The organism is Micromonospora sp. CPCC 206171, assembly GCF_036906755.1.
Taxonomy (GTDB): Bacteria; Actinomycetota; Actinomycetes; order Mycobacteriales; family Micromonosporaceae; genus Micromonospora; species Micromonospora purpureochromogenes.
Map to the genome: position 1 here is coordinate 1 of NZ_JBAKHT010000019.1, position 22,689 is coordinate 22,689.

Annotated in this window: 18 protein-coding genes; 10 read left to right on the forward strand and 8 right to left on the reverse strand. The window is 74.3% G+C overall.

Going from position 1 to position 22,689, the window contains the following annotated elements; genetic code table 11:
- The 3 genes from V6U89_RS20755 to V6U89_RS20765 all read right to left on the reverse strand — a co-directional run.
- Positions 1-1,990 (reverse strand): transglutaminase family protein (locus V6U89_RS20755; RefSeq protein WP_334573020.1); only part of this gene is annotated, 1,990 nt, incomplete at its 3' end.
- 16 nt (positions 1,991-2,006) lie between these two features.
- Entirely contained in the window at positions 2,007-3,305 is a 1,299-nt protein-coding gene (locus V6U89_RS20760) for a DUF58 domain-containing protein (RefSeq protein WP_334573021.1), read from the reverse strand.
- A gap of 1 nt (position 3,306) precedes the next feature.
- Positions 3,307-4,362: an AAA family ATPase gene (locus tag V6U89_RS20765; protein WP_334573022.1), complete on the reverse strand. Its 1,056-nt coding sequence runs from the start codon at positions 4,360-4,362 to the stop codon at positions 3,307-3,309.
- A 571-nt stretch (positions 4,363-4,933) separates the two neighbouring features.
- Here V6U89_RS20765 and leuS point away from each other — a divergent pair.
- Positions 4,934-7,774 (forward strand): leucine--tRNA ligase, encoded by a 2,841-nt coding sequence (gene leuS, locus V6U89_RS20770; RefSeq protein WP_334573023.1) that lies wholly within the window; start codon positions 4,934-4,936, stop codon positions 7,772-7,774.
- Between the two features lie 125 nt (positions 7,775-7,899).
- Here leuS and V6U89_RS20775 read toward each other — a convergent pair whose 3' ends face one another.
- The gene (locus V6U89_RS20775) at positions 7,900-8,475 is read right to left on the reverse strand and encodes an ABC transporter permease (RefSeq protein ID WP_334573024.1); all 576 of its coding nucleotides are present in this window, start codon (positions 8,473-8,475) and stop codon (positions 7,900-7,902) included.
- A gap of 59 nt (positions 8,476-8,534) precedes the next feature.
- Here V6U89_RS20775 and V6U89_RS20780 point away from each other — a divergent pair, with 59 nt between their 5' ends.
- Together V6U89_RS20780 and V6U89_RS20785 are read left to right on the forward strand one after the other, a co-directional pair.
- On the forward strand, positions 8,535-8,771 hold the full coding sequence (locus V6U89_RS20780; protein WP_334573025.1) for a sensor histidine kinase: 237 nt from the start codon (positions 8,535-8,537) through the stop codon (positions 8,769-8,771).
- Entirely contained in the window at positions 8,768-9,424 is a 657-nt protein-coding gene (locus V6U89_RS20785; RefSeq protein WP_334573026.1) for a response regulator transcription factor, read from the forward strand. Before V6U89_RS20780 ends, V6U89_RS20785 begins: the two co-directional genes overlap by 4 nt.
- 294 nt (positions 9,425-9,718) lie before the next feature.
- Here V6U89_RS20785 and V6U89_RS20790 read toward each other — a convergent pair whose 3' ends face one another.
- From V6U89_RS20790 to V6U89_RS20805, 4 genes are read right to left on the reverse strand one after another with little or no spacing between them, the layout of a single operon-like run.
- On the reverse strand, positions 9,719-10,750 hold the full coding sequence (locus V6U89_RS20790; protein WP_334573027.1) for a phosphotransferase: 1,032 nt from the start codon (positions 10,748-10,750) through the stop codon (positions 9,719-9,721).
- The gene (locus V6U89_RS20795; RefSeq protein ID WP_442933962.1) at positions 10,747-11,541 is read right to left on the reverse strand and encodes a TVP38/TMEM64 family protein; all 795 of its coding nucleotides are present in this window, start codon (positions 11,539-11,541) and stop codon (positions 10,747-10,749) included. The genes V6U89_RS20790 and V6U89_RS20795 overlap by 4 nt, the downstream gene beginning before the upstream one ends.
- The gene (locus V6U89_RS20800) at positions 11,439-12,161 is read right to left on the reverse strand and encodes a type 1 glutamine amidotransferase (RefSeq protein WP_334573029.1); all 723 of its coding nucleotides are present in this window, start codon (positions 12,159-12,161) and stop codon (positions 11,439-11,441) included. The genes V6U89_RS20795 and V6U89_RS20800 overlap by 103 nt, the downstream gene beginning before the upstream one ends.
- Positions 12,151-13,398, reverse strand: coding sequence for a MurT ligase domain-containing protein (locus V6U89_RS20805; protein WP_334573121.1), 1,248 nt, complete (start codon positions 13,396-13,398; stop codon positions 12,151-12,153). The genes V6U89_RS20800 and V6U89_RS20805 overlap by 11 nt, the downstream gene beginning before the upstream one ends.
- A gap of 358 nt (positions 13,399-13,756) precedes the next feature.
- Between V6U89_RS20805 and mraZ the strand changes: the two genes are divergently transcribed.
- The 7 genes from mraZ to mraY all read left to right on the forward strand — a co-directional run bounded on the left by mraZ (position 13,757) and on the right by mraY (position 22,458).
- Positions 13,757-14,188: a division/cell wall cluster transcriptional repressor MraZ gene (mraZ, locus tag V6U89_RS20810; RefSeq protein WP_088961118.1), complete on the forward strand. Its 432-nt coding sequence runs from the start codon at positions 13,757-13,759 to the stop codon at positions 14,186-14,188.
- A gap of 212 nt (positions 14,189-14,400) precedes the next feature.
- A complete protein-coding gene (gene rsmH, locus V6U89_RS20815; protein ID WP_334573030.1) occupies positions 14,401-15,513 on the forward strand; it encodes a 16S rRNA (cytosine(1402)-N(4))-methyltransferase RsmH in 1,113 nt (370 codons plus the stop codon).
- On the forward strand, positions 15,510-16,100 hold the full coding sequence (locus tag V6U89_RS20820) for a hypothetical protein (protein ID WP_334573031.1): 591 nt from the start codon (positions 15,510-15,512) through the stop codon (positions 16,098-16,100). The genes rsmH and V6U89_RS20820 overlap by 4 nt, the downstream gene beginning before the upstream one ends.
- A 2-nt stretch (positions 16,101-16,102) precedes the next feature.
- Complete coding sequence (locus tag V6U89_RS20825) at positions 16,103-18,316, forward strand: peptidoglycan D,D-transpeptidase FtsI family protein (RefSeq protein ID WP_334573032.1); 2,214 nt, start codon at positions 16,103-16,105, stop codon at positions 18,314-18,316.
- Positions 18,317-18,368: 52 nt separating this feature from the next.
- Positions 18,369-19,931 carry a UDP-N-acetylmuramoyl-L-alanyl-D-glutamate--2,6-diaminopimelate ligase gene (locus tag V6U89_RS20830; protein ID WP_334573033.1) on the forward strand — a complete coding sequence of 521 codons (1,563 nt, stop codon included), beginning with the start codon at positions 18,369-18,371 and terminating at the stop codon, positions 19,929-19,931.
- A complete protein-coding gene (locus V6U89_RS20835) occupies positions 19,928-21,328 on the forward strand; it encodes a UDP-N-acetylmuramoyl-tripeptide--D-alanyl-D-alanine ligase (protein ID WP_334573034.1) in 1,401 nt (466 codons plus the stop codon). Before V6U89_RS20830 ends, V6U89_RS20835 begins: the two co-directional genes overlap by 4 nt.
- The gene (gene mraY, locus V6U89_RS20840) at positions 21,325-22,458 is read left to right on the forward strand and encodes a phospho-N-acetylmuramoyl-pentapeptide-transferase (protein WP_154943876.1); all 1,134 of its coding nucleotides are present in this window, start codon (positions 21,325-21,327) and stop codon (positions 22,456-22,458) included. Before V6U89_RS20835 ends, mraY begins: the two co-directional genes overlap by 4 nt.
- Positions 22,459-22,689 lie beyond the last annotated feature (231 nt).

Genomic DNA, 22,689 nt, shown 5'->3' on the forward strand with positions numbered 1-22,689 from the left:
CGCCGTCCGGGCCGCCGGCGACGGCGGCGCCCGCCCGGGCCGGCCGGCCGTGGCGGCGACGCCGCAGCGCCATCCGCCGCACGGCCGGCAGGCAGAGCAGGGCGATCAGCGCCAGCACGGCGCCCGCCGTCCACCAGGGCCAGCTCGGCGCGCGCCGGGTCGGGGCGCCGCCGGCCGCGTCGAAGCCGGCGTCGGTGTCCCGGTCGGCGGCGTCCTCCCGGTCCGGCCCGGCCGTGGCGGCCGGGTCCTCGGGGGAGGCGCCCGGCGCGCTGGTCTCCGACGGCTCCGGGTCCGGGGCGTCGCTGTCCGGGGCCCAGGCCGAGCGGTTCGCGCCCTGCACCGCGTACGCCGGGGTCGCGTCGAACGGAACCCAGCCCAGCTGGTCGAAGTAGACCTCCGTCCAGGCGTGCAGGTTGCGGTTGGTCAGGACGTACGTGTCGTCGCCGGCGCTGGTGCCGTTGGTGAAGCCGAACGCCACCCGGGCCGGGATGCCGGCGGAGCGCACCAGCCAGGCCATCGCCGCCGCGTACTGCTGGCAGTAGCCGACCTTGTTGGTGAGGAAGTCGACGATCTCCTCGCCGCTGGTGCCACCCTTGGTACTCAGCGAGTAGCTGAAGCCGTTGTCCCGGGAGAAGTAGTCGTAGATCGCCCGGACCTTGTCGTAGTCGTTCTGCTTCCCCTCGACCAGCCGGGACACCAGCAGGTCGACCTGCTGCACCGCCGGCCGCCGGGTCTGCTGGACGGCGATCGGGTGCTCGGCGGGCAGGGAGCGGGCCCGGCGCAGCGCCGACGGGGTGAACGTCGAGCGGACGTACTCGAACGCGTAGCGCTTGCCCCGGGAGTTGTCCTGGTTGGAGAAGACCACCCCGAGGTTCGAGTCGTAGAGCCAGTTGCGGCTGAGCCCGTCGACGTTGACCGGGTCGGCGTACACCGGCACGAGCGGCATCTCCAGGTTGCGGGTGACCTCCACCGTCGCCCGGTACCGCTGCTGCTCGGCGCCTTGGCGGGCCGGTGGGGCGGGCAGGTCCCGGTCCACCCGCCGGCCGTTGGGCGGGCGCACCCGGAAGCCGTCCGGCCGCAGCTCGTCGGCGACGCCGAAGCGCAGATAGAACGGGCGCGGCTCGGTGGTGGTCACCTTGACCATCTCGGCCACCTCGCTCTGGTTGAGCTGGCCGCTGAGCGCGGCGAACAGGTCGATCCGGCCGGGGCTGCCGCCCTGGCCGGGCCGCCCATTGCCGGTGCCGTTGCCGTTCGAGTTGACCTGGTCGAGCAGCCCACCGGTCATCCCGGGCACGGCCAGCGGGAGCACCACGGCCAGCGCCACGCCCACCACCGCCAGCCGGCGGCCGGCCGCGGCCAGCGGGGAGGATTCCCAGACGTCGACGTCGCGTCCCTCGCCGGTGAACCGGCGGCCGAACCGGCGTACCCGGTCGACGTTGTCGGTGACCAGCAGCCACAGGTAGCCGGAGGCGCCGACCACGAACGGCAGCGCGGGCACGCTGTCCACGTAGACCGCCACCGGCACCGAGTAGATCGCCAGCATCGGCAGGCCGGCCAGCGCCGGACGGCGCAGGCCCACCGCGAGCACGTCCACCATGATCGCCACCGAGCCCACCCCGAGCACGGTGATGAACAGCAGCGGGGTGGTGTCCGGCACCTCGACGCCGTACGAGCGCATGTCCTGCACCGAGCCCTGCAACAGCTCGCCGAAGTGGGCCAGGGTGGCCGGCGTGGGCAGGAACGCGACCAGCTCGGTGCCGCCCGGGAAGAGCCAGGTCAGGGCGAGCAGCAGGCCGGCCAGCATGCCCAGCACCTGGCCCCACAGGGGAGCCCGGACCAGTCGGGTCAGCGCGGCCACCCCGGCGACCACGGCCACCGCGATGGCCGCCTCGATCAGCCAGGTCCAGCGCTGGAAGATCGAAGACAGCGGCGCCGCGGCGAGCAGAGTCGCCGCGGCGGCCACGAAGCCGAGGTTCCGGGACGCGATCACGACGTCACCCTTTCCGTCATCGGACGCCGCCGGCGACCGTCTCGGCGAGCGCCGCGCGCAACGCGAAGCCCTGCGAGCCCCGGGCGGCCTGCGGCCAGAGCGCCGGCAGCCGGCCGCCGTGGTCCACCCCGATCACCCGCCAACCGCCCTGGAGCAGGGCGAGCGCGGCCGCGCCGTGCGCCCGTTCCGACTCGGCGCGGGCCTTCTCCGGCAGGTTGAGCCAGGTGGAGCTGTCCAGCAGGAAGGCGACGCAGGTCGCCCCGTTGGCGCGCAGCCCGGCCAGCAGCTCGGCCTCGGCGGTGCTCACCGCACCGAGCAGGGCGATGATCAGGCCACCGTCGGAGCGCTGCCGGACCCGCTGCACCAGGGTGGCGACCTCGCCCCGCTGGTCGAGGCGGACGTCCGCCAGATGGTCCAGGAGCAGGCCGTCCCCGGCGGCCTCGGTGGCGTCCACGTCCGCACCGGAGCCGGTGACCAGCCGCAGCTTGTAGCCGGACTGGCGCAGGTGCACCGCGATGCTCGCGGCGGCGGAGACCGCCCACTCGAAGCTGGCGGTCGGGCCGTCGCCGCGGTGGCCGAACGCCCGGGTGTCCAGCACGACGGTGGCCCGGCTCTCCCAGGGCTGCTCCTCGCGGCGCACCATCAGCTCACCGGTGCGGGCGGTCGACTTCCAGTGCACCCGGCGCAGGTCGTCGCCGACCCGGTACTCCCGGGTGGCGGCGTCGTCCTCGCCGTGCACCGCCACCGACCGGGCCCGGCTGTCGCCGCTGCCGGCGTACTCGCCGGGGAGGCGGACCGTCGGCAGCGGGGTGACCTGGGGGATCACGGTCAGGTGGTCGGTGCTGGGGAAGGCCCGGGTCAGCTCGCAGAGCCCGAACGGGTCGGTCAGCCGGACCACCAGCGGGCCCACCTCGTACCGGCCGCGCACGTCGGCGCGGACCGTGTACGCCACCGAGCTGGCCTGGTGCGCGCCGAGCCGCTCCAGCACCACCCGGGGCCGGCTGCCCAGCGCGTACGGCAGCCGGTCCTCCAGCAGCAGGGTGCCGGTGGGCAGGCGGGACATGTTCTGCAGGCGCAGCACCACCCGGGAGCTGGCCCCGACCGGCACCCGGTGCGGCTCCAGCGACCGGTTGCAGGCCAGCTTGTAGCGGCTGCGCCCGACGTAGAGCGCGGCGAGCAGCGGCAGGACGGCGAGCAGCACGGCCACCCGCAGCAGATCCTTCTCGCCGAGGAGGCCGGCGGAGACCGCCGCCGCGACCGCGGCCGCCAGGAACGAGCGGCCGCGGGTGGTCAGGCCGCGCAGCCCGTCGCGCACCTCAGGGCCTCCGCGGCTCGTACGGCCCGCGGCCGTTGCCCGCGGTGGGCCGCGGCGTGTCGTACGGGGTGCGCTTGCGCTCCTGCGGCAGCGCCAGCCGGTGCACCAGCTCTGAGACGATCGCGTCGGTGGTGCGCCGGGCCAGCTGGGCGTCGGCGGTCGGGATGATCCGGTGCGCCAGCACCGGCACCGCCAGCGCCTGCAGGTCGTCGGGGAGCACGTAGTCGCGACCCTCCAGCGCGGCGACCGCGCGGGCGGTGCGCAGCAGCTGGAGCGTGGCCCGGGGGGAGGCGCCCAGGCGCAGGTCGGGGGCCTCGCGGGTGGCGGTGACCAGGTCCACCGCGTACTGCTTGACCGCGTCGGCGACGTGCACCTGCCGGACCGTGGCGATCAGCTGGCGCACGGTCGCGGCGTCGGAGACCGGGCGCAGCTCCTGCAGCGGGTCGGTGGCGCCGTGGCCGTCCAGCATGGCGAGCTCGGCGCCGGGGTCCGGGTAGCCCATGGCGATCCGGGCGGTGAACCGGTCGCGCTGCGCCTCCGGCAGGGGGTACGTCCCCTCCATCTCGATCGGGTTCTGGGTGGCGATCACCATGAACGGCGTCTGGAGCTGGTAGGTGACCCCGTCGACGGTGACCTGCCGCTCCTCCATGCACTCCAGCAGCGCCGACTGGGTCTTCGGCGAGGCCCGGTTGATCTCGTCGCCGACCACCAGGTTGGCGAAGACCGCGCCCGGACGGAACTCGAAGTCGTGCGTCTCCTGGTTGTAGACGCTGACCCCGGTGACGTCGCTGGGCAGCAGGTCGGGGGTGAACTGGATGCGCCGGACCGAGCAGTCGATCGAGCGGGCGAGGGCCTTGGCCAGCTTGGTCTTGCCGACCCCCGGCACGTCCTCGATCAGGAGGTGTCCCTCGGCGAGCAGGACGGCCAGGGCGAGGCGCACGGTCGCGGTCTTGCCTTCGATGACCTGCTCGATGTTGGCCACGATGGCTTCGCTGGCGGCGCGGAACTGGTCGTGCGGCAGCAGGCCGCCCACCTCGTCCCAGGTCTGTTGTGTCACGGGCCTCCTCCTCGTCGCCGGAACGGCAGCTCTGTATAGAGCACCTGGACCCGCCGTTGGGTTCGCGACGCCGAGCCACGTCTGCCGCAGAAATCTCACTGGTTCTCAGGCTAACCATGTTTCTCGTTGTCGCCGACCCCCGCAGGTGGACGGTCGGTTACGCCCCGAATATCCACCGCAACGGGGGACCTGACGGTCGCTGTCGGTGCCCACCATGATCACGATGGGCACCGGCGCGGGCCGCGGCGGTGGTGGACCCGGCCGACCCGCGGTGGCGGGCCACCCGCGCGCCCGGCGGGCGGGGTACACTGCCGGTCATGGCCGGAGTCTTCCTGCTTCTTACCGGGCCGTGCTGATGCGCTGACGCGCGACAGCACGGCGGCCCCTCCTGCGCGAGGGGCTTTTTTGTGCCCTCCGCCGGCCGGCGTGTGCCTCGGGCCCGCCCGGCCCCGGCGGGCCGCACCGAGAGCGGATCCGCTCCCCATACCCGACCCCATGACCACGCCGAGCGAGGTCAGCACCCAGCCCGGCCGCGCACGGCCGGCGGCGACGAGCGAAGCGAGGAGACGCCATGAGTGAGGCAGCCGCACCGGCGGGCGACATTCCCCCCTACCGGTACACCGCGGCCCTGGCCGACGAGATCGAGAACCGTTGGCAGGACGTCTGGGCGCGCGAGGGCACCTTCCACGCCCCGAACCCGACCGGTCCGCTGGCCGACCCGGACCACCCCCGGGCCGGCGCGGAGAAGCTGTACGTGCTGGACATGTTCCCGTACCCGTCGGGCGCCGGCCTGCACGTCGGCCACCCGCTGGGCTACATCGGCACCGACTGCTTCGCCCGCTACCAGCGGATGGCCGGGCGCAACGTGCTGCACGCGATGGGCTTCGACGCGTTCGGCCTGCCCGCCGAGCAGTACGCGGTGCAGACCGGTACCCACCCGCGGACCACCACGGTGGCGAACATCGAGCGGTACAAGGCGCAGCTGCGCCGGCTGGGACTGGCCCACGACGAGCGCCGCTCGGTGGCGACCATCGACACCGACTTCTACCGCTGGACCCAGTGGATCTTCCTGCAGATCTTCAACTCCTGGTACGACCCGGAGGTGCGCAGGGCCCGCCCGATCGCGGAGCTGATCGCCGAGTTCGAGGGCGGCAACCGCCCCACCCCGGACGGCCGGCCCTGGGCCGAGCTGACCGTGGCCGAGCGGCGGCAGATCGTCGACGACCACCGGCTGGCGTACGTCTCGCAGGCCCCGGTGAACTGGTGCCCCGGGCTGGGCACCGTGCTGGCCAACGAGGAGGTCACCGCCGACGGCCGCTCCGAGCGGGGCAACTTCCCGGTCTTCAAGCGCAACCTGAAGCAGTGGATGATGCGGATCACCGCGTACGGCGACCGGCTGCTGGACGACCTGGACACCCTGGACTGGCCCGAGCCGATCAAGCTGATGCAGCGCAACTGGATCGGCCGCTCGCAGGGCGCCCACATCGACTTCCCCACCGAGCGGGAGCCGATCCGGGTGTTCACGACCCGCCCGGACACCGTCTTCGGCGCCACCTACATGGTGCTGGCCCCGGAGCACGAGCTGGTCGACGCGCTGGTGCCGGCGACCTGGCCGGCCGGGACGAGGGACGCCTGGACCGGCGGGCACGCCAACCCGCGCGCGGCCGTGGAGGCGTACCGGAAGGCGGCGGCGGCCAAGACCGACGTCGAGCGGCAGGCCGACACGAAGGAGAAGACCGGCGTCTTCGTCGGCGCGTACGCCGTCAACCCGGTCACCGGCGGGCAGATCCCGATCTTCATCGCCGACTACGTGCTGGCCGGCTACGGCACCGGCGCGATCATGGCGGTGCCCGCGCAGGACGAGCGGGACTGGGCGTTCGCCGAGGTCTTCGAGCTGCCGATCGTGCGGACCGTGCAGCCGCCGGAGGGCTTCGACGGCAAGGCGTACACCGGGGACGGTCCGGCGATCAACAGCGCCGCGCCCGACCGCGGCCTGGACCTGAACGGCCTGGGGGTCGCCGACGCCAAGGCGGCGATCATCGAGTGGCTGGAGGCCAACGGGCACGGCGCCGGCGCGGTCACCTACCGGCTGCGCGACTGGCTGTTCTCCCGGCAGCGCTACTGGGGTGAGCCGTTCCCGATCGTGTACGACGAGACCGGCGCGGCGATCGCGCTGCCCGAGGAGATGCTGCCGGTCGAGCTGCCCGAGGTGGACGACTTCTCGCCGCGCACCTTCGACGCCGACGACGCCGACAGCAACCCGGAGACCCCGCTGTCGCGGCGGCGCGACTGGGTCGAGGTCGAGCTGGACCTGGGTGACGGCCCGAAGCGCTACACCCGCGAGACCAACGTGATGCCGCAGTGGGCCGGCTCCTGCTGGTACGAGCTGCGCTACCTGGACCCGACCAACTCCGAGCGGTTCGTCGACGCGGAGAACGAGCGGTACTGGATGGGCCCGCGCCGCGAGGGCGACTGCGGCGGCACCGACATGTACGTCGGCGGCGCCGAGCACGCCGTGCTGCACCTGCTGTACGCCCGCTTCTGGCACAAGGTGCTGTACGACCTGGGCCACGTCTCGTCGTTCGAGCCGTTCCGCAAGCTGTTCAACCAGGGCTACATCCAGGCGTACGCGTACACCGACGCCCGGGGCGCCTACGTGCCGGCCGAGGACGTGGTCGAGCGCGACGGCGGCTTCTACCTGGGCGACACCCAGGTCAAGCGCGAGTACGGCAAGATGGGCAAGTCCCTGAAGAACGTCGTCACGCCCGACGAGATGTGCGCCGCGTACGGCGCCGACACCTTCCGGGTCTACGAGATGTCGATGGGCCCGCTGGAGGTGTCCCGCCCGTGGGAGACCCGGGCGGTCGTCGGGTCGTACCGGTTCCTGCAGCGGGTCTGGCGGGCGATCGTCGACGAGCAGACCGGCGCGCTGCGGGTCACCGACGCCCCGGCCGACGAGGCGACCCGGCGGCTGCTGCACAAGGTGGTCGACGGGGTCCGCGGTGACATGGAGGCGATCCGGTTCAACACCGCGATCGCCAAGCTGATCGAGCTGACCAACGGGCTGACCCGGCTGGCGGAGACCCCGCGCGAGGTGGCCGAGCCGCTGGTGCTGATGCTGGCGCCGTTCGCCCCGCACGTGGCCGAGGAGCTGTGGCGGCGGATGGGGCACGAGACCTCGCTGACGTACGCGGACTTCCCGACCGCCGACCCGGCGCTGCTGGTCGCCGAGACGGTGACGTACCCGGTGCAGATCAACGGCAAGGTCCGTGGCCGGGTCGAGGTCCCCGCCGACGCCTCCGAGGAGACCGTCCGCGCGGCGGCCCTGGAGGCGGTGGCCGGCCCGCTGTCCGGCAAGGAACCCCGCAAGGTCATCGTCGTCAAGGGCCGCATGGTCTCCATCGTCGCCTGACCCCCGCCCGGGTCGCCCGCCAGGGGCGCCCCTGGCGAGAGCCCGCAGATACAGAGAAAGAGTGGCTGTTCCGCGCGGAACAGCCACTCTTTCCGTGAAAGTGGGCGGATGTTGGTCGGGGTGGGTCAGGGGTCGCGGTGGTGCAGGGCGATCAGGGTGGCCAGGGTGGCGGTCAGGGACCAGGCGGTGAAGACGGTCCAGGAGGTGGGGATGGTTGCCACCCAGCCGTCGTAGTGGGGGAACGGGATGATCTGCACCAGCCGTTCCCAGCCGGGGACCGGCATGGCGTGGTTGACGGCGGCGGTCCACCGGTGGCGCGTGTCGAACGCCAACGGCAGCAGGAGCAGCACCGCCGTGGTGGTGACGATCGCCGGAGCGGTGTGCCGGACGAGGGCGCCGATGCCCAGCCCGGCCAGCGCGCAGACCGGCACCAGCAGCGCCGACGCCACCACCGCGCGCAGCGCGCCGGGGTCCGCGATCGACGCGCCGGCGTGCCGGTCGGCGAGGATCGCCTGGGAGAGCCAGAACGCGTCGCCCGAGGCCAGCGCGCCGACGGCCGTCATCACCGCCGCGAGCACCACCACCTTCGCGGCGGCCACCGCCCGCCGCGCGGGTACGGCCGCGAAGGTGGTGCGGATCTGCCCGCCGGCGTACTCGCTGGCGATCATCACGGCCCCGACGCTGCCGGCGGCGAGCACCACGAACAGCCACCCCTCCTCGGCCTCGCCGCCTTCCGGATCGTGCAGGAGGCGCTCACAACGTGGTCCGGCACGCGGGCACCGACCGGTGCCGGGTGACCGTGGAGCAGGGCCCCGGCGAGGTGGTGGTGGACGTCGTGGACGACGGGCGGGGCGGGCCGGTCGCCGGCGACGGGCACGGCATCGTCGGCATGCGGGAACGGGTCGCCCTGCTCGGCGGGCGGTTCCGCGCCGGGCCGCGCCCCGAGGGCGGCTTCCGGGTGACGGCCCGGTTGCCGGTGCCGGCGGCCGACCGGTGACCGTCCGGGTGGTGCTCGCCGACGACCAGCCGCTGGTCCGCGCCGGCCTGCGGGTGCTCATCGCCGACGCGCCTGGCATCGACGTCGTCGGTGAGGCCGGCACCGGCGCCGAGGCCGTCCGGCTGGCCCGCGAGGTGGCGCCCGACGTGGTGCTGATGGACCTGCGGATGCCGGGCACGGACGGCATTCAGGCCACCCGCGCGATCACCGCGCCCGGTGGGCCGACCCGCGTCCTGGTGCTCACCACGTTCGACGACGACGAACACGTGCACGCCGCGCTGCGGGCCGGCGCGAGTGGCTTCCTGGTCAAGGACAGGGCCCTCGACGACATCCTCGCCGCGATCCGGGTGGTGGCCGCCGGGGACGCGCTGATCGCGCCCGGCGTCACCCGCCGGCTCATCGCCGAGTTCCTCCGCCGCCCCGGTCCGCCGGTCCGGCCGCGGGCCCTGGCCGGGGTGACCGACCGGGAACGGGAGGTGCTGACCCTGGTCGGGCGGGGGATGTCGAACGCCGAGATCGCCGCCGAGCTGGTGATCAGCGCGGCCACCGCCAAGGCGCACGTGGCCCGGCTCTTCACCAAGCTCGGCGCCCGCGACCGGGTGCACCTGGTCATCGCCGCCTACGAGGCGAGGCTGGTCCACCCGTCGGAATGACCCACCCGGCGCCGCGGGGTCGGGTGCGGTTCGGTCCAGCGGGGGTCGGGTGCGGTTCGGTCCAGCGGGGGTCGGGTGCGGCTCGGTCCAGCGGGGGTCGGGCGCGGCCCGGTCCATCGGGGAACGCCGCCCGGAAGACCGGGACACGGAGTGTGACGTCCGTGGGGGCGCACGCCGAGAAGAGCGTGATGACTGTGAGGCATATTTATGCCTCACAGTCATCACGCTCTTCGGCCGCGTTCGCCTCGGGCCGCGACACGCCAAGGCCGTATCCGGCCGGCGGCAAGGCGGGCTTCAGGCGTGGAGGGCCGACTCCACGGTGCGCCGGTGGGTGCGCAGCCAGCCCTGCCAGCGGCGTACCCCGTCGACCGCGCCGGTTGCGCGCAGCCGGCGCATGCCGGGTTCGTCGCGGTCCGCGCCGGCGTCGATGCCCCGCCAGGTGCCCTCGATCTGGTCGAGCATCACGGTGACCAACTCGTCCCGGGGGAGCGGTACCGGGTCCGGTCCGGCGCCGGCCGCGTCGTAGGCGTCGCAGAGCAGTCGGCAGCGTCGGCCCAGCTCAGCCGGGTCGGCGCCCTCGCCCAGCTCACCCCAGTGCCACGCGGCGAACGCCACGTCGTCGATCCGGCGGCCCGGCGCGGCGAGGTCCCAGTCCAGGAACGCCACCGGCAGCAGCCCGGCGGGCAGGTCCCGGTACAGGGTGTTCTTCGGCGACAGGTCGCGGTGGCAGACCGTTTCCGCGCCGCTGGCCAGAGCGGTGCCGGCGCAGGCGTCGTGCAGGACCCGGATCCGTTCGGCCAGCCGGGTCAGTGCGGGGTCGGAGAAGAAGGCCTGGTCCTCCCGCTCCCGCCACGGCACCCGCCCGGCGAGGTGGCTGAGCACCTGCCGGCCCCGCTCGTCGGTGCCGAGGAAGCGGGGCGCCACGTGCGCGCCGACCCGGTCCAGGTGCGCCAACAGGGCGGTGACGAACCCGGCGTTGGCCGGGGGAGTGCGGCGGACTGTGTCGCCGATCCGGACCACCTCGGCGATGAACCCGCCGGCCAGCACCTCCTCGACGTCCAATCCGCCGGCCAGCACCACCTCGCCGGCCGGGTTGTCGGCGCTGGCCATCTCGACGGTTCGCCCGCCGTCGGCGGCCACCTCGGCGGGCTGCCTGCCGGCGCCGGCCACCTCGACGGTTGGCCCGTCGGCGTCGTCCGCCTCGGCGGGCTGCCTGCCGGCGCCGGCCACCTCGGCGGTTGGCCCGTCGGCGTCGTCCGCCTCGGCGGGCTGCCTGCCGGCGCCAGCCACCTCGGCGCGGCGCGGGGGCCGGTTCCCGCCCGTCACGGTCGCGGCTCCGGCGCACCGCGCCGGCGCTGCCGTTCGGCCCGCCACCAGCGGTGGATCAGCACGGCGCTGGCGATCAGGCCGAGGCTGGCGGGGGCGGCGGCGTACCAGTTGACCTCGCCGGGCGAGCTGACCGCCGCGCCGATCGCGGCGTAGCCGAACGCGGTCGGGGCGGAGGCGAGCACGCTGCCGACGAGGAACGGCACCACCCGCGCGGCGGTGGTGCCGTAGCCGTAGCTGACCAGGCCGAAGCCGGCGATGGGCAGCAGCCGGACGGTGATCACCCCCAGCACGCTCTGCCGGGCGAACCAGCCGTCGAGCCGGGCCAGCCGGCCCCGGAGGTGTTCCGCGACGAACTCCCGGCCCAGCACCCGGCCGACCGTGAAGCCGATCGCCGCGGCGAGCAGGGCCGCGCCGAGCGCGTACGCGGCGCCCTCCAGGGGGCCGAAGATGGCGCCGGAGGCGAGCGTGACGAAGGTCCGGGGGACCAGCGCCACCAGCAGCACCGTCCCGGCGGCGATCGCCGCGAGCGGGGCGTACCCGCCGAGGGCGTCGGCGAGGCGCGGCAGCCGGGCGACGTCCGGCCGGGGCGCCACCAGCAGCAGCACCCCGAAGCCGGCGAGCAGGAGCAGCAGCGCGGCGAAGCGACGCCCGGACGGCTGGCCGAGCAGCCGCCGGACGGCGTGGATCATGCCCGGTCGGCGGCGGCCACCGCGGCGCGGCGCTCGGAGCGGAGCCGGTCGGCCCAGGTGTCGTCCAGCGGCGGGAGCTGGTGCACCCCGGTGGCCCAGCGCAGCAGCAGGTCGGCCAGGGCCGGGTTGCGGGCCAGCGCCGGCCCGTGCGAGTACGTGCCGAGCAGCTTGCCGCGCCAGGCGCCCTCGGTGGCGCCGTCGTTGCCGACCCCGGCGGTGACCCGGGCCAGCGGCGAGACGCCGGGGCCGAGGTGGGTACGCCCGCCGTGGTTCTCGAACCCGGACAGCGCCGGTATACCGAGCCGCGGGTCGATCTCGCCGGCCAGCTCGCCGACGGCCCGGGTGGGGCCCCGGTCGGAGGAGAGGTCGAGCAGCTCCAGCCCGGCGCACTTGGTGCCCTTGGCGAAGAAGGAGGTGCCGAGCAGCTGGTAGCCGGCGCAGACGCCGAAGACCACCGAGCCCTGGGCGACCGCCCGGTGCAGGCCGCCGTCGGCGATCAGCCGCTGGGCGCCGAGCGCCTGCGGGCCGTCCTCGCCGCCGCCGATCAGGTAGATGTCGGCGGTGGCGGGCAGCCGCTGGTCGGAGCGGACCTCCAGCACCTCGACCGGCATCCCGCGCAGCTGCGCCCGGCGGGCCAGGATCAGCATGTTGCCCCGGTCGCCGTAGGTGGAGAGCAGGTCGGGGTAGATCCAGACGATGCGCAGGCTCTCAGTTGACACGGTCCAACTCCGCTCGGATGTCCTGGAAGGCGGTGTAGTTCGCGATGACCTCCAGCCGGCCCGGCGGGACCGCCCGGACCGCCTCGTCGAACGTCCGCACGTGCTGGAACGGCACGGCGTTGACGTCGAGCCGGACCGCCAGGTCGTACGCCCGGTCGCCGGTGATCAGCACCTGCCGGCCGCGCAGCGGGGCGAAGTCGACGTCGAAGAGCCAGGAGGTGTCCAGCCCGTCGGGGTCGCGGGCGTTGATGGAGAGCAGGGTCGGCGCCACGTCGGCCATGTCGAACGCCTCCAGCCAGCTGGCCGGGTTCTTGGCCAGCAGCAGCCGGATGTTGCGCCCGTCCCGGTCGACCTGCGCGTAGCGGCCGGCGACCGAGGTGACCGTGCCCAGCCGGGAGACCGCGTCGACGGGGCGTACCCCGAACTCGGCGGCGACCGCCAGCGCGGTGGCCGCGTTGCCGATGTTGACCTTGCCGGGGAGCTGGAGCGCCACCTTGTGCCAGGCGCCGGTGGGGTCGAGGACGCCGTCGTCCTCCACGGTCCACTGCGGCTCGGGCCGGCGCAGCGGGCAGCCGGTGCACCACCACTGCTCTCCTGAGCGCTGGATGGTGGAGCCGCACTCCGGGCAGACCCAGGAGTCGTCGTGCCAGCGTTGGCCGGCGCTGAACCAGGTGACGTGCGGCGGGTTGACCCCGCGTGCCGGGTCGGCCGGCGGGGTGGCCGCCCAGACCACCATCGGGTCGTCGGCGTTGGCCACCACCCGCACGTCGGCGTGCCGGACCAGCGCCGCGCGCCAGAGCTGCGCCATCATGGCGACCTCCTTGGCCCGGTCCAGCTGGTCGCGGGAGAGGTTGAGCAGCGCCACCACGTGCGGCTCGGTGGCCTCCAGCACCTGCGCGAGGTAGTGCTCGTCGACCTCCAGCACCGCGTACGGGGTGCTGCCCGCCTTGGCCAGGGCGGAGGTGTGGCCGGTCGGCATGTTGGCGCCGAAGGAGTTGGTGGCCACCCGACCGAGCACCCCGACGGCCGCGGCGGCGAGCCGGGTGGTGGTGGTCTTGCCGTTGGTGCCGGAGACCAGCGCGATGGCGCGGCCGGCGGAGAGGTGGGCCAGCAGGTCGGGATCGATCTTCAGCCCGATCCAGCCGCCGATCACCGAGCCGTCGCCCCGGCCGGCGGCGCGCGACAGGGCCGCGGCCGTCCGGGACACGGAGCTGGCCACCTTTGCCCGCAGGGGCATCTTCGCGTCCGTCACCCGAGCGAGGTTACCGGACCGGTGCGCCCACCAGATCGCCGCCGACGGCGAACCGTTCGGCCGGATCCTTCTCGGGCGTCCGGTCGCCCCGCGCTCCGCCGGTCGGAGTCGACCGGTGTCGGGTAGCGGACGCGGCTCGGGGGGCGCTCCGGCCCTCCACTCCGCTCCACCCCTCCTGACGTGCGCTTTTGCCCGGCGGAGCGGCGCGCCACGCGGGCGTTTCTGGTTGCAGGTGGAGGGAAGTGGAGTAGAGTGGGGCGCGATGGTGAGGCCGGGAGGGCCCACCGGCCCGGGGGGTCAGCGGCGCCGCGAACGCCGCTAAAAGGGCGAGGGGGTAGGGCCGATGTTCCTCGGCACCCACACTCCGCGCCTGGACGACAAAGGCCGGTTGATCCTTCCGGCGAAGTTCCGGGACGAGCTGGCGGGGGGTGTCGTGATCACCAAAGGGCAGGAGCGCTGCCTCTACGTCTTCCCCACGCCCGAGTTCCAGCGGATCGCCGACCAGTTGCGCGCGCAGCCGATGACGCACAAGGCGGCCCGGGCCTACAGCCGGGTCTTCTTCGCCAGCGCGCACGACGAGGTCCCCGACAAGCAGGGACGGGTCACCATCCCGGCCCACCTGCGGTCGTACGCCGCGCTCGACCGGGACCTGGTGGTGATCGGGGCGAGCACCCGGGTGGAGATCTGGGACAAGGCGGCCTGGGAGACCTATCTCGCCGAGAGCGAAGACGACTTCGCCGACATCGAGGAGGGGGTGCTGCCCGGCGGCCTGTAGGGCGTGACGACGCCCGACGTACTGCGAGATCTCCAGCCGCTTTCGAGTTCCTGGCACCCCTTCCCCGGTGCCAGGCGCACGATCAGTCTCCGGGGCCGCGGCCTCGGGAGGCGAAGCGGGAGCGGATGGGGATCTGGCGGTACGACGGCACGGCGTCGTCCGACGAGCAGGGTCGCAGGACCGAACGGAACTTTCAACCAGTGGGGGTCGACATGGGGGAGCTACGCGGCACGCACGTGCCGGTGCTGCTCGAGAGGTGTCTCGAGTTGCTGGCCCCCGCGCTGGACCGGGGCGACCGGACGGTGCACGTCGACGCGACGCTGGGGCTGGCCGGGCACGCCGAGGCGGTGCTGGAACGGCACCCGCGGACGGTGCTGATCGGCCTGGACCGGGACACCGAGGCCCTCGCCCACGCGCGGGTCCGGCTGGCCCGCTTCGCCGACCGGATCCACCTGGTGCACGCCGTCTACGACGAGCTGCCCGAGGTGCTGGAGCAGCTCGGCTACCCGGGCATCGACGCGATCCTGTTCGACCTGGGGGTCTCCTCGTTGCAGCTGGACGCGCCCGACCGCGGGTTCGCGTACGCCCAGGACGCGCCGCTGGACATGCGGATGGACCAGACCCGGGGGGTGACCGCCGAGGAGGTGGTCAACACCTACTCGCACCCGGACCTGGCCCGGGTGCTGCGGGTCTACGGCGAGGAGAAGTTCGCCGGGCGGATCGCCTCGGCGATCATCCGGGAGCGCGAGCGTGGCCGGATCACCTCCTCGGCCCGGCTCGCCGAGCTGGTCAGGGAGAGCATTCCGGCACCAGCCCGGCGAACGGGTGGACACCCGGCCAAGAGAACGTTTCAGGCTTTACGGATCGAGGTAAACAGGGAGCTGGCAGCGCTGGAGACGGCGCTGCCGGCCGCTCTGGACAAGCTCAACGTGGGCGGCCGCATGGTGGTCCTGTCCTACCACTCGCTGGAGGACCGGCTCACCAAGCAGGCGCTCGCCGACCGGGTCCGCAGTAAGGGCCCGGTCGACCTTCCGGTGGAACTTCCCGGGTCGGGCCCGACGTTCCGGCTGCTCAGCCGGGGCGCCGAGCTTCCCGGGGAGGCGGAGGTCGCCGTGAACCCGCGCGCCGCCTCGGTGCGCCTGCGGGCCGCGGAGCGACTCGACCCGGCCACCGAGCAGCAGGGGCGGACCGACCGCGAACGGTACCGCCGCCGGGTCAAGGCGATGCACCAACCGGGGACGGGGTCGACGCCGGGTTCCACAGTGGACCGCGCGTCGACGCCGGGGGACGGCACAGGGACGGACGAAGAGGGGGAGGGGACATGAACGTCAACAAGCGCGACGGCCGAGCGGCCGTCGGGCAGCGCGCACCGCGGTCGGGGGGCCGGACCGCGGCGCAGCGCACCACGCGCGGCGACAAGCCGGCGGACCTCGCCGGCCGGCAGGGGGAGGCTCGCGCCCGGGGGGCGCGCGAGTTCCCGGTTCAGGGCAACGCCGCGCTGCGGCCGGCGGAGAAGGTCACCGACACCACGGCCGCCCGGCCCCGGCTGCGCGTCGCTCCGCCGCCGCCGGTGCGGGTGCCGCGGGCGCCGTTCGCGGCGCTGATCGTGGTGCTGGTCGTCGGCGGGGTGCTGGGCATCCTGGCCGTCAACACGAAGATCAACGAGAACGCCTTCAAGCTCCAGCAGCTCCAGCAGCAGCAGGCCCGCCTCGACGTGGACGAGCAGCAGCTGAACAAGCAGATCGAGGAGGCCCGGGCGCCGGGCAACCTGACCGCCGAGGCGCGCAAGCTCGGCCTGGTCGAGGCCGGCGAGCCGGCGTACATCCGGCTGCCGGACGGCCGGATGATCGGCGTGCCGCAGCCCGCCGACGGGCAGCCGGCGATCACCAGCCAGCAGGGCAACGGGGGATAGCAGTGCCGCCGAGATCGGACGACCCGCGCCGGGACCCCACCACGGGCTCCCGGCGCGGCCCGTCCCGGGCCGGCCGGGGCGGGGACCCGCGGACCGGCGAGCCGGGGATCGGCGGGATCTCCGACGCCCGGGCGTACACCCCCCGGGGCCGGACCATCCGGGAGAGCGGCGAGGAGCGGGCCGGCGGCCGTGAGGAGCGGGCCGGCCAGCGGCGTACCCCCCGGGCCGGTCGCTCCGGCGACCCGTTCCGCCCGGCGTTGCAGGTGCTCGACGGCGGCCGGGCGGCGGCCCGCGCCGGGCGGCGGGACACCGCCCCGGTCGCCCGGGCCGGCGTCATCCGCACCGTCCCGGCCCGGCCGGCCTGGACGGACGACGACGAGGAGCTGGCGCCGCCGCGCCGCCGGTCCGGCGGGCGCGCACCGCGCCGGCCGGAGCGTTCGGCGGCCCGCCGCCCCGCCCGCAAGCCGCGCCGGCCGCCGAAACTGGCCGAGCCGCGCCGCCGGCTGCGGCTGGGCACCATGCTCGCGCTGGCGCTCTTCGTCACCATCGGCATCCGGCTGGTCTTCCTCCAGGCCGTGGACACCCCGGCGTACGCGGGCGGAGGCATCGACTCCCGGCTCACCCGGGTCGACCTGCCCGCCCCGCGCGGCGCCATCGTCGACCGCACCGGCGCGCCGCTGGCCCGCAGCGTCGAGGCCCGGTACGTCTTCGCCGACCCGACCCAGGTCAAGGACCGGGCGACCACGGCCCGGCTGCTCTCCCCGCTGCTCGGCGTGCCCGCCTCGGAGCTGGCCGAGAAGATGAAGCGGCGCGGCCTGGCCGGCGGCGGCGAGTCGCAGTTCCAGTACCTGGCCCGGGGCGTCGACATCCCCAGGGCCAAGCAGATCGAGGCGCTCGACCTCGCCGGCATCGGCACCCACCGCGACGAGCGGCGCGAGGTGCCCGGCGGCGACCTCGCCGCCAATCTGGTGGGCTTCGTCAGCCAGGACATGAACGGCCTGGAGGGGCTGGAGGCGCGCTACGACGACGTGCTCCAGGGCAAGGACGGCCGGCGCGTCTACGAGGCGGGCCAGGGCGACCTGGACGCCCCCATCCCCGGCGGTTACAGCCAGACCACCCCGGCCAAGCCGGGCAGCTCGCTGGTGCTCACCATCGACCGAGACCTGCAGTACCAGGTGCAGCAGGTGCTCGGCCGGCAGATGGCGCAGACCCGGGGCAGCGTCGGCGCCGCCGTGGTGCTGGACGTGGCGACCGGCGAGGTGCTGGCCCAGGCCAGCCACCCCAGCTACAACGCGGCCAACCCGGAGCCGAGCCGGCCGACCGACCGGGAGGACGCGGCCACCAGCTTCGTGGTCGACCCGGGGTCGGTGCACAAGGCGATCACCTTCGGCGCGGCGTTGCAGGAGGGCGTGATCACCCCGGACACCACCCTGCCCATCCCCAACACCGTCACCAAGGGCGACACGACCTTCGCCGACACCCACCCGGCGAACGGCCGGCGGATGAGCCTGCCGGGGATGATGGCCTTCTCGTCCAACGTCGGCACCATCGAGATCGCCGACGAGCTGGGCCGGGACCGGCTGATCGACTACCAGAAGCGGTTCGGGCTGGGGCAGCCCACCGGCGAGGGGATGCCGGGGGAGGCCTCCGGGCGGCTACTGCCCGCCGACGAGTGGAGCGATTCGTCATACGGGTCGGTGCCGATCGGGCACAGCGTGGACGCCACGCCGCTGCAGATGGCCGCCGCGTACGCCACCATCGCCAACAACGGCACGTACGTCCAGCCGCACCTGATCAAGGAGGTGATCAGCGGGGCGGACGGCAAGCGGACGCCCGCCGGGCCGCCGGTCACCCGGCCGGTGCTCAGCCCGGCCAACGCCACCGCGCTGCGCACCATCCTGGAAGCGGTCACCACCGTCGACGGGGCGACCGGCGTGGCCGCGGCGGTGCCCGGCTACCGGGTCGCCGGCAAGACCGGCACCGGCTGGCGGCTGGTCGACGGCGAGAAGCAGCCCGGCGAGGTCGGCTCGTTCATCGGGATGGCCCCGGCGGAGAAGCCCCGGTACGTGGTGGCGGTCTTCGTGTGGAGCCCCGGTGGCGAGGGCGGCACGGTGGCCGCGCCCGCCTTCCGCGAGATGATGGGCTTCACGCTGCGGCATTACCGGGTTCCCCCCTCGGGCGGCAAGGCCCCCAAGTTCGAGGTCTTTCCGCGCTGAACAGCCACGGCGGGACATCATCGGTGAGTGGGGACGAACCACCGGGGCGGCTGTGCGGTCGGAACCGGACGACCGGGTAGGGTCTGACGCCGTGCCCGGCAATCCACGTCCCCGTACCGTGCCCGGAGTCCGGCTCGGCGACCTCGCCGCCCGGCTCGCCATCGCGCCGCCGGAGGCCGCCGCCGACGTGGCGGTGACCGGGGCGACCCACGCCAGCCAGGAGGTCCGTCCCGGCGACCTGTACGCCGCGCTGCCCGGCGCCCGCCGGCACGGCGCGGAGTTCGCCGCGGCCGCCGCGGCCGCCGGCGCGGTGGCCGCGCTGACCGACCCGGCCGGCGCCGCCGCGGTGTCCGAGGCCGGCCTGCCCGCCCTGGTGGTGCCCGACCCCCGGGCGGTGCTCGGCGACCTCGCCTCCGCCGTCTACGGCGACCCGACCGAGGGGCTGACCGTGATCGGGGTCACCGGCACGGCCGGCAAGACCTCGACCGCCTACCTGGTGGAGTCCGGCCTGCGCGCCGCCGGGCACACCACCGGCCTGATCGGCACCGTGGAGACCCGGCTGGGCGATCTGGTGATCGACAGCGTCCGGACCACCCCGGAGGCGACCGACCTGCACGCCATGCTCGCCGCCGCCCGCGAGCGCGGGGTGACCGCGCTGGTCATGGAGGTCTCCAGCCACGCCCTGGCGATGGGGCGGGTCGGTGGGGTCCGGTTCACCGTCGGCGGCTACACCAACTTCGGCTCCGACCACCTCGACTTCCACGCCGACTCGGCCGACTACTTCGCGGCCAAGGCGCGGCTCTTCGACGGCCGCTGCGCCGCCGAGGTGCTCAACCTCGACGACCCGGCGCTGCGCCCGCTGTTCAAGCCCGCCACGGTCAGCTACTCGGCGGCCGGCGACCGCGCGGCCACCTGGTGGGCCGACGAGGTCGGTGGCGAGGGGTACGCCCAGCGCTTCACCGTCCACGGCCCGGACGGCCTGGCGCTGCCCGCCGGGGTGGCCCTGCCCGGCCGGCACAACGTGGCCAACGCGCTGCTGGCCATCGCCAGCCTGGTGGCCGCCGGGGTCGACCCGGCGGTCGCCGCCGAGGGGGTGGCCGCCTGCGGCGGCGTCCCGGGGCGGCTGGAACTGGTCAGCGCGGCCGGCCCGGTGCGCGGCGTGGTCGACTACGCGCACAAGTCCGACGCCATCGTGGCCGCCCTGGCCGCGCTGCGCGAGCTGAGCGAGGGTCGGCTGATCTGCGTCATCGGCGCGGGTGGTGACCGGGACCGGGGCAAGCGGCCGGTGATGGGCGCCGCCGCGGCGCGGGGCGCCGACGTGGTGCTGGTGACCGACGACAACCCGCGCACCGAGGACCCGGCCGCGATCCGGGCCGAGGTGCTCGCCGGGGCGTACGCGGCCGGCACCGCCGCCCGGATCATCGAGGCCCCGGGCCGGCGGGCCGCCATCGCCGAGGCGGTCCGGCTCGCCGAGCCCGGCGACGTGGTGGCGCTGCTCGGCAAGGGCCACGAGCGTGGCCAGGAGGTCGCCGGCGAGGTGCACCCGTTCGACGACCGGGTGGAGCTGGCGGAGGCGCTCGGCGCCCGCTTCGGGGACCTGGCGGGTCGACGGTGATCCCGCTGAGCCTGGCCGAGGTCGCCTCGGCCGTCGACGGCCGTCTCGTCGGCGCCGACCCGGCGGCCCGGGTGACCGGCCCGGTCGAGTTCGACTCGCGCAAGGTCACCGCCGGGGCGCTCTTCGTCGCGTTCCCCGGCGAGAAGGTCGACGGGCACGACTACGCGGCCGGCGCGGTGGACGCGGGCGCGGTGGCGGTGCTCGGCACCCGCGAGATGCCCGGGGTGCCGATGGTGCTGGTGGGAGACGCGCTGACCGCGATGGGCCGGCTGGCCCGCGCGGTGGTGGACCGACTGCCGCAGCTGACCGTGATCGGGCTGACCGGCTCGTCGGGCAAGACCACCACCAAGGACCTGATCGCCCAGCTCACCGTCCGGCTCGGCCCGACGGTGGCCCCGCCCGGCTCGTTCAACAACGAGCTGGGGCACCCGTACACGGCCCTGCAGGCCACGCCGGAGACCCGCTTCCTGGTGATGGAGAAGGGTGCCCGGGGGATCGGGCACGTGCGCTACCTGTGCGACGTGGTGCCGCCGCGGATCTCCGTGGTGCTCAACGTCGGGGTCGCGCACATCGGCGAGTTCGGCTCGGTGGAGAACATCGCCCTGGCCAAGGGGGAACTGGTCGAGGCGCTGCCGGCCGACGGGCTGGCCGTGCTCAACGCCGACGACCCGCTGGTCGACGCGATGGCCGCGCGCACCGCCGCCCGGGTGGTCCGGTACGGCGAGGCCGCGCACGCCGACGTCCGGGCGGTCGACGTGTCGCTGGACGACCGGGGCCGGCCGTCGTACACCCTGGTCACGCCGGAGGGGAGCGCCCCGGTGCGGCTCGGGCTGACCGGCCGGCACCAGGTCTGGAACTCGCTGGCCGCGGCGGCGGTGGCCCGCGAGCTCGGGATGCCGCCGGCCGAGGTGGCCGGCGCCCTGGGCGAGCTGGGGCTGGTCTCCACCCGCCGGATGGACGTCTTCGACCGGCCCGACGGGGTGACCGTGATCGACGACTCGTACAACGCCAACCCGGCGTCGACGGCGGTGGCGCTGCGCGCCCTTGCCGGCATGCGCCGCGAAGGGCGTATCTTTGCCGCGCTCGGCTACATGGCCGAGCTGGGCGACTTCGAACGCGACGGGCACCGGGAGGTGGGCCGGCTGGCGGCGGAGTTGGGCGTGGACCGGCTGCTCGTGGTGGGTGAGCCGGCGGCGCCGATCCACGAGGGCGCGACAGCGGTAAGTGACTGGGGAGGAGAGTCGGTGCTGCTCACCGATCAGGCGGCGGCCGTCGAGGTGCTGCGCAGCGAGCTACGGCCGGGCGACGTCGTCCTGGTGAAGGGCTCCCGGTACCGCACCTGGGAGGTGGCCGACGCCCTGCGCGCCGGCGTCACCGGGAACGGGGACGCCGCATGAGGGCGGTGATCATTGCCGTCGGCGTGGCGTTCCTGATCTCGCTGCTCGGCACCCCGATCGCGATCAAGGTGTTCACCCGGCTCAAGGCCGGCCAGCCGATCCGGGCCGAGGGCCCGGCGATGCACCAGGGCAAGAAGGGCACGCCGACGATGGGCGGCGTGGTCTTCATCCTGGCCACGGTGATCGCGTACGTCGCCGGTCACCTGGCCCTGACCACGCTGCCGGACGCGCAGATCGCCCAGGTCGAGCCGACCATCACGGCGCTGGTGCTGCTGGGGCTGATGGTCTTCTCCGGCGCGGTCGGCTTCATCGACGACTTCCTCAAGGTCCGCAAGCGGCACAGCGGCGGTCTCAACAAGCGCGGCAAGCTCTTCGGGCAGATCCTGGTCGGCGCGATCTTCGGGGTGGTGGCGCTCTACTTCCCGAGCACGATGACCGACGCCAGCGGCGCGGCGACCAACACCGAGACCGTCGGCGCCACCACGCTCAGCTTCATCCGGGACATCCCGGCGCTGGAGATCGGCAAGATCGCCTCGGTGATCGTGATCATCTTCGTGGTGATGGCCGCGACCAACGGCGTGAACCTCACCGACGGCCTCGACGGCCTCGCCACCGGCGCCTCGGTGATGGTGCTGGCCGCGTACGCCTTGATCGCGTTCTGGCAGTACCGGCACTGGTGCGCCGACCCGACCTACACGGCCAACCCGAACAACTACTGCTACGCCGTCCGGGACCCGCTGGAGATCGCGCTGATCGCCGGGGCGGCGGCCGGCGCCTGCGTCGGCTTCCTCTGGTGGAACACCTCGCCCGCCCGGATCTTCATGGGCGACACCGGCGCGCTCGGCCTGGGCGGTCTGATCGCCGGCATGGCGATGTCCACCCGGACGATCCTGCTGCTGCCGATCATCGGTGGGCTGTTCGTGATCATCACCATGTCGGTGGTGATCCAGATCATCTCCTTCCGGACCACCGGCAAGCGGGTGTTCCGGATGTCGCCGTTGCAGCACCACTTCGAACTCGCCGGCTGGAGCGAGGTCAACATCGTGGTGCGGTTCTGGATCATCGCCGGGATCGGCGTCGCCATCGCCCTCGGCCTGTTCTACAGCGACTTCCTGGCCAGCATGGGCTGAGTCGCCGACACCACCGGCGTCGCCCGGGCCGCGAACACCGGCCGGGCCGCGCCGCGACCGTCGCGGACGGGGGTCCCTCATAGCCGAGGGGCCCCCGTTCCGCATTCCGACACGCCGACCGGGCCGAACGGCGCGAACGGGCCCGGCGAAGCGGCGATGATGGGCTCGTGGGGGAGGACCGAGGCAGCACCGGCACGACGACGACGGCGGAGACCCAGGCGCGGCGGGTCG

Bases quoted from the DNA above. Each gene is read 5' to 3' on its own strand.
- V6U89_RS20805 (WP_334573121.1), bottom strand. From the start codon at position 13,398: ATGCCCCTGCGGGCAAAGGTGGCCAGCTCCGTGTCCCGGACGGCCGCG.
- mraY (WP_154943876.1), top strand. From the start codon at position 21,325: ATGAGGGCGGTGATCATTGCCGTCGGCGTGGCGTTCCTGATCTCGCTG.
- leuS (WP_334573023.1), top strand. From the start codon at position 4,934: ATGAGTGAGGCAGCCGCACCGGCGGGCGACATTCCCCCCTACCGGTAC.
- V6U89_RS20820 (WP_334573031.1), top strand. From the start codon at position 15,510: ATGAACGTCAACAAGCGCGACGGCCGAGCGGCCGTCGGGCAGCGCGCA.
- rsmH (WP_334573030.1), top strand. From the start codon at position 14,401: ATGGGGGAGCTACGCGGCACGCACGTGCCGGTGCTGCTCGAGAGGTGT.
- mraZ (WP_088961118.1), top strand. From the start codon at position 13,757: ATGTTCCTCGGCACCCACACTCCGCGCCTGGACGACAAAGGCCGGTTG.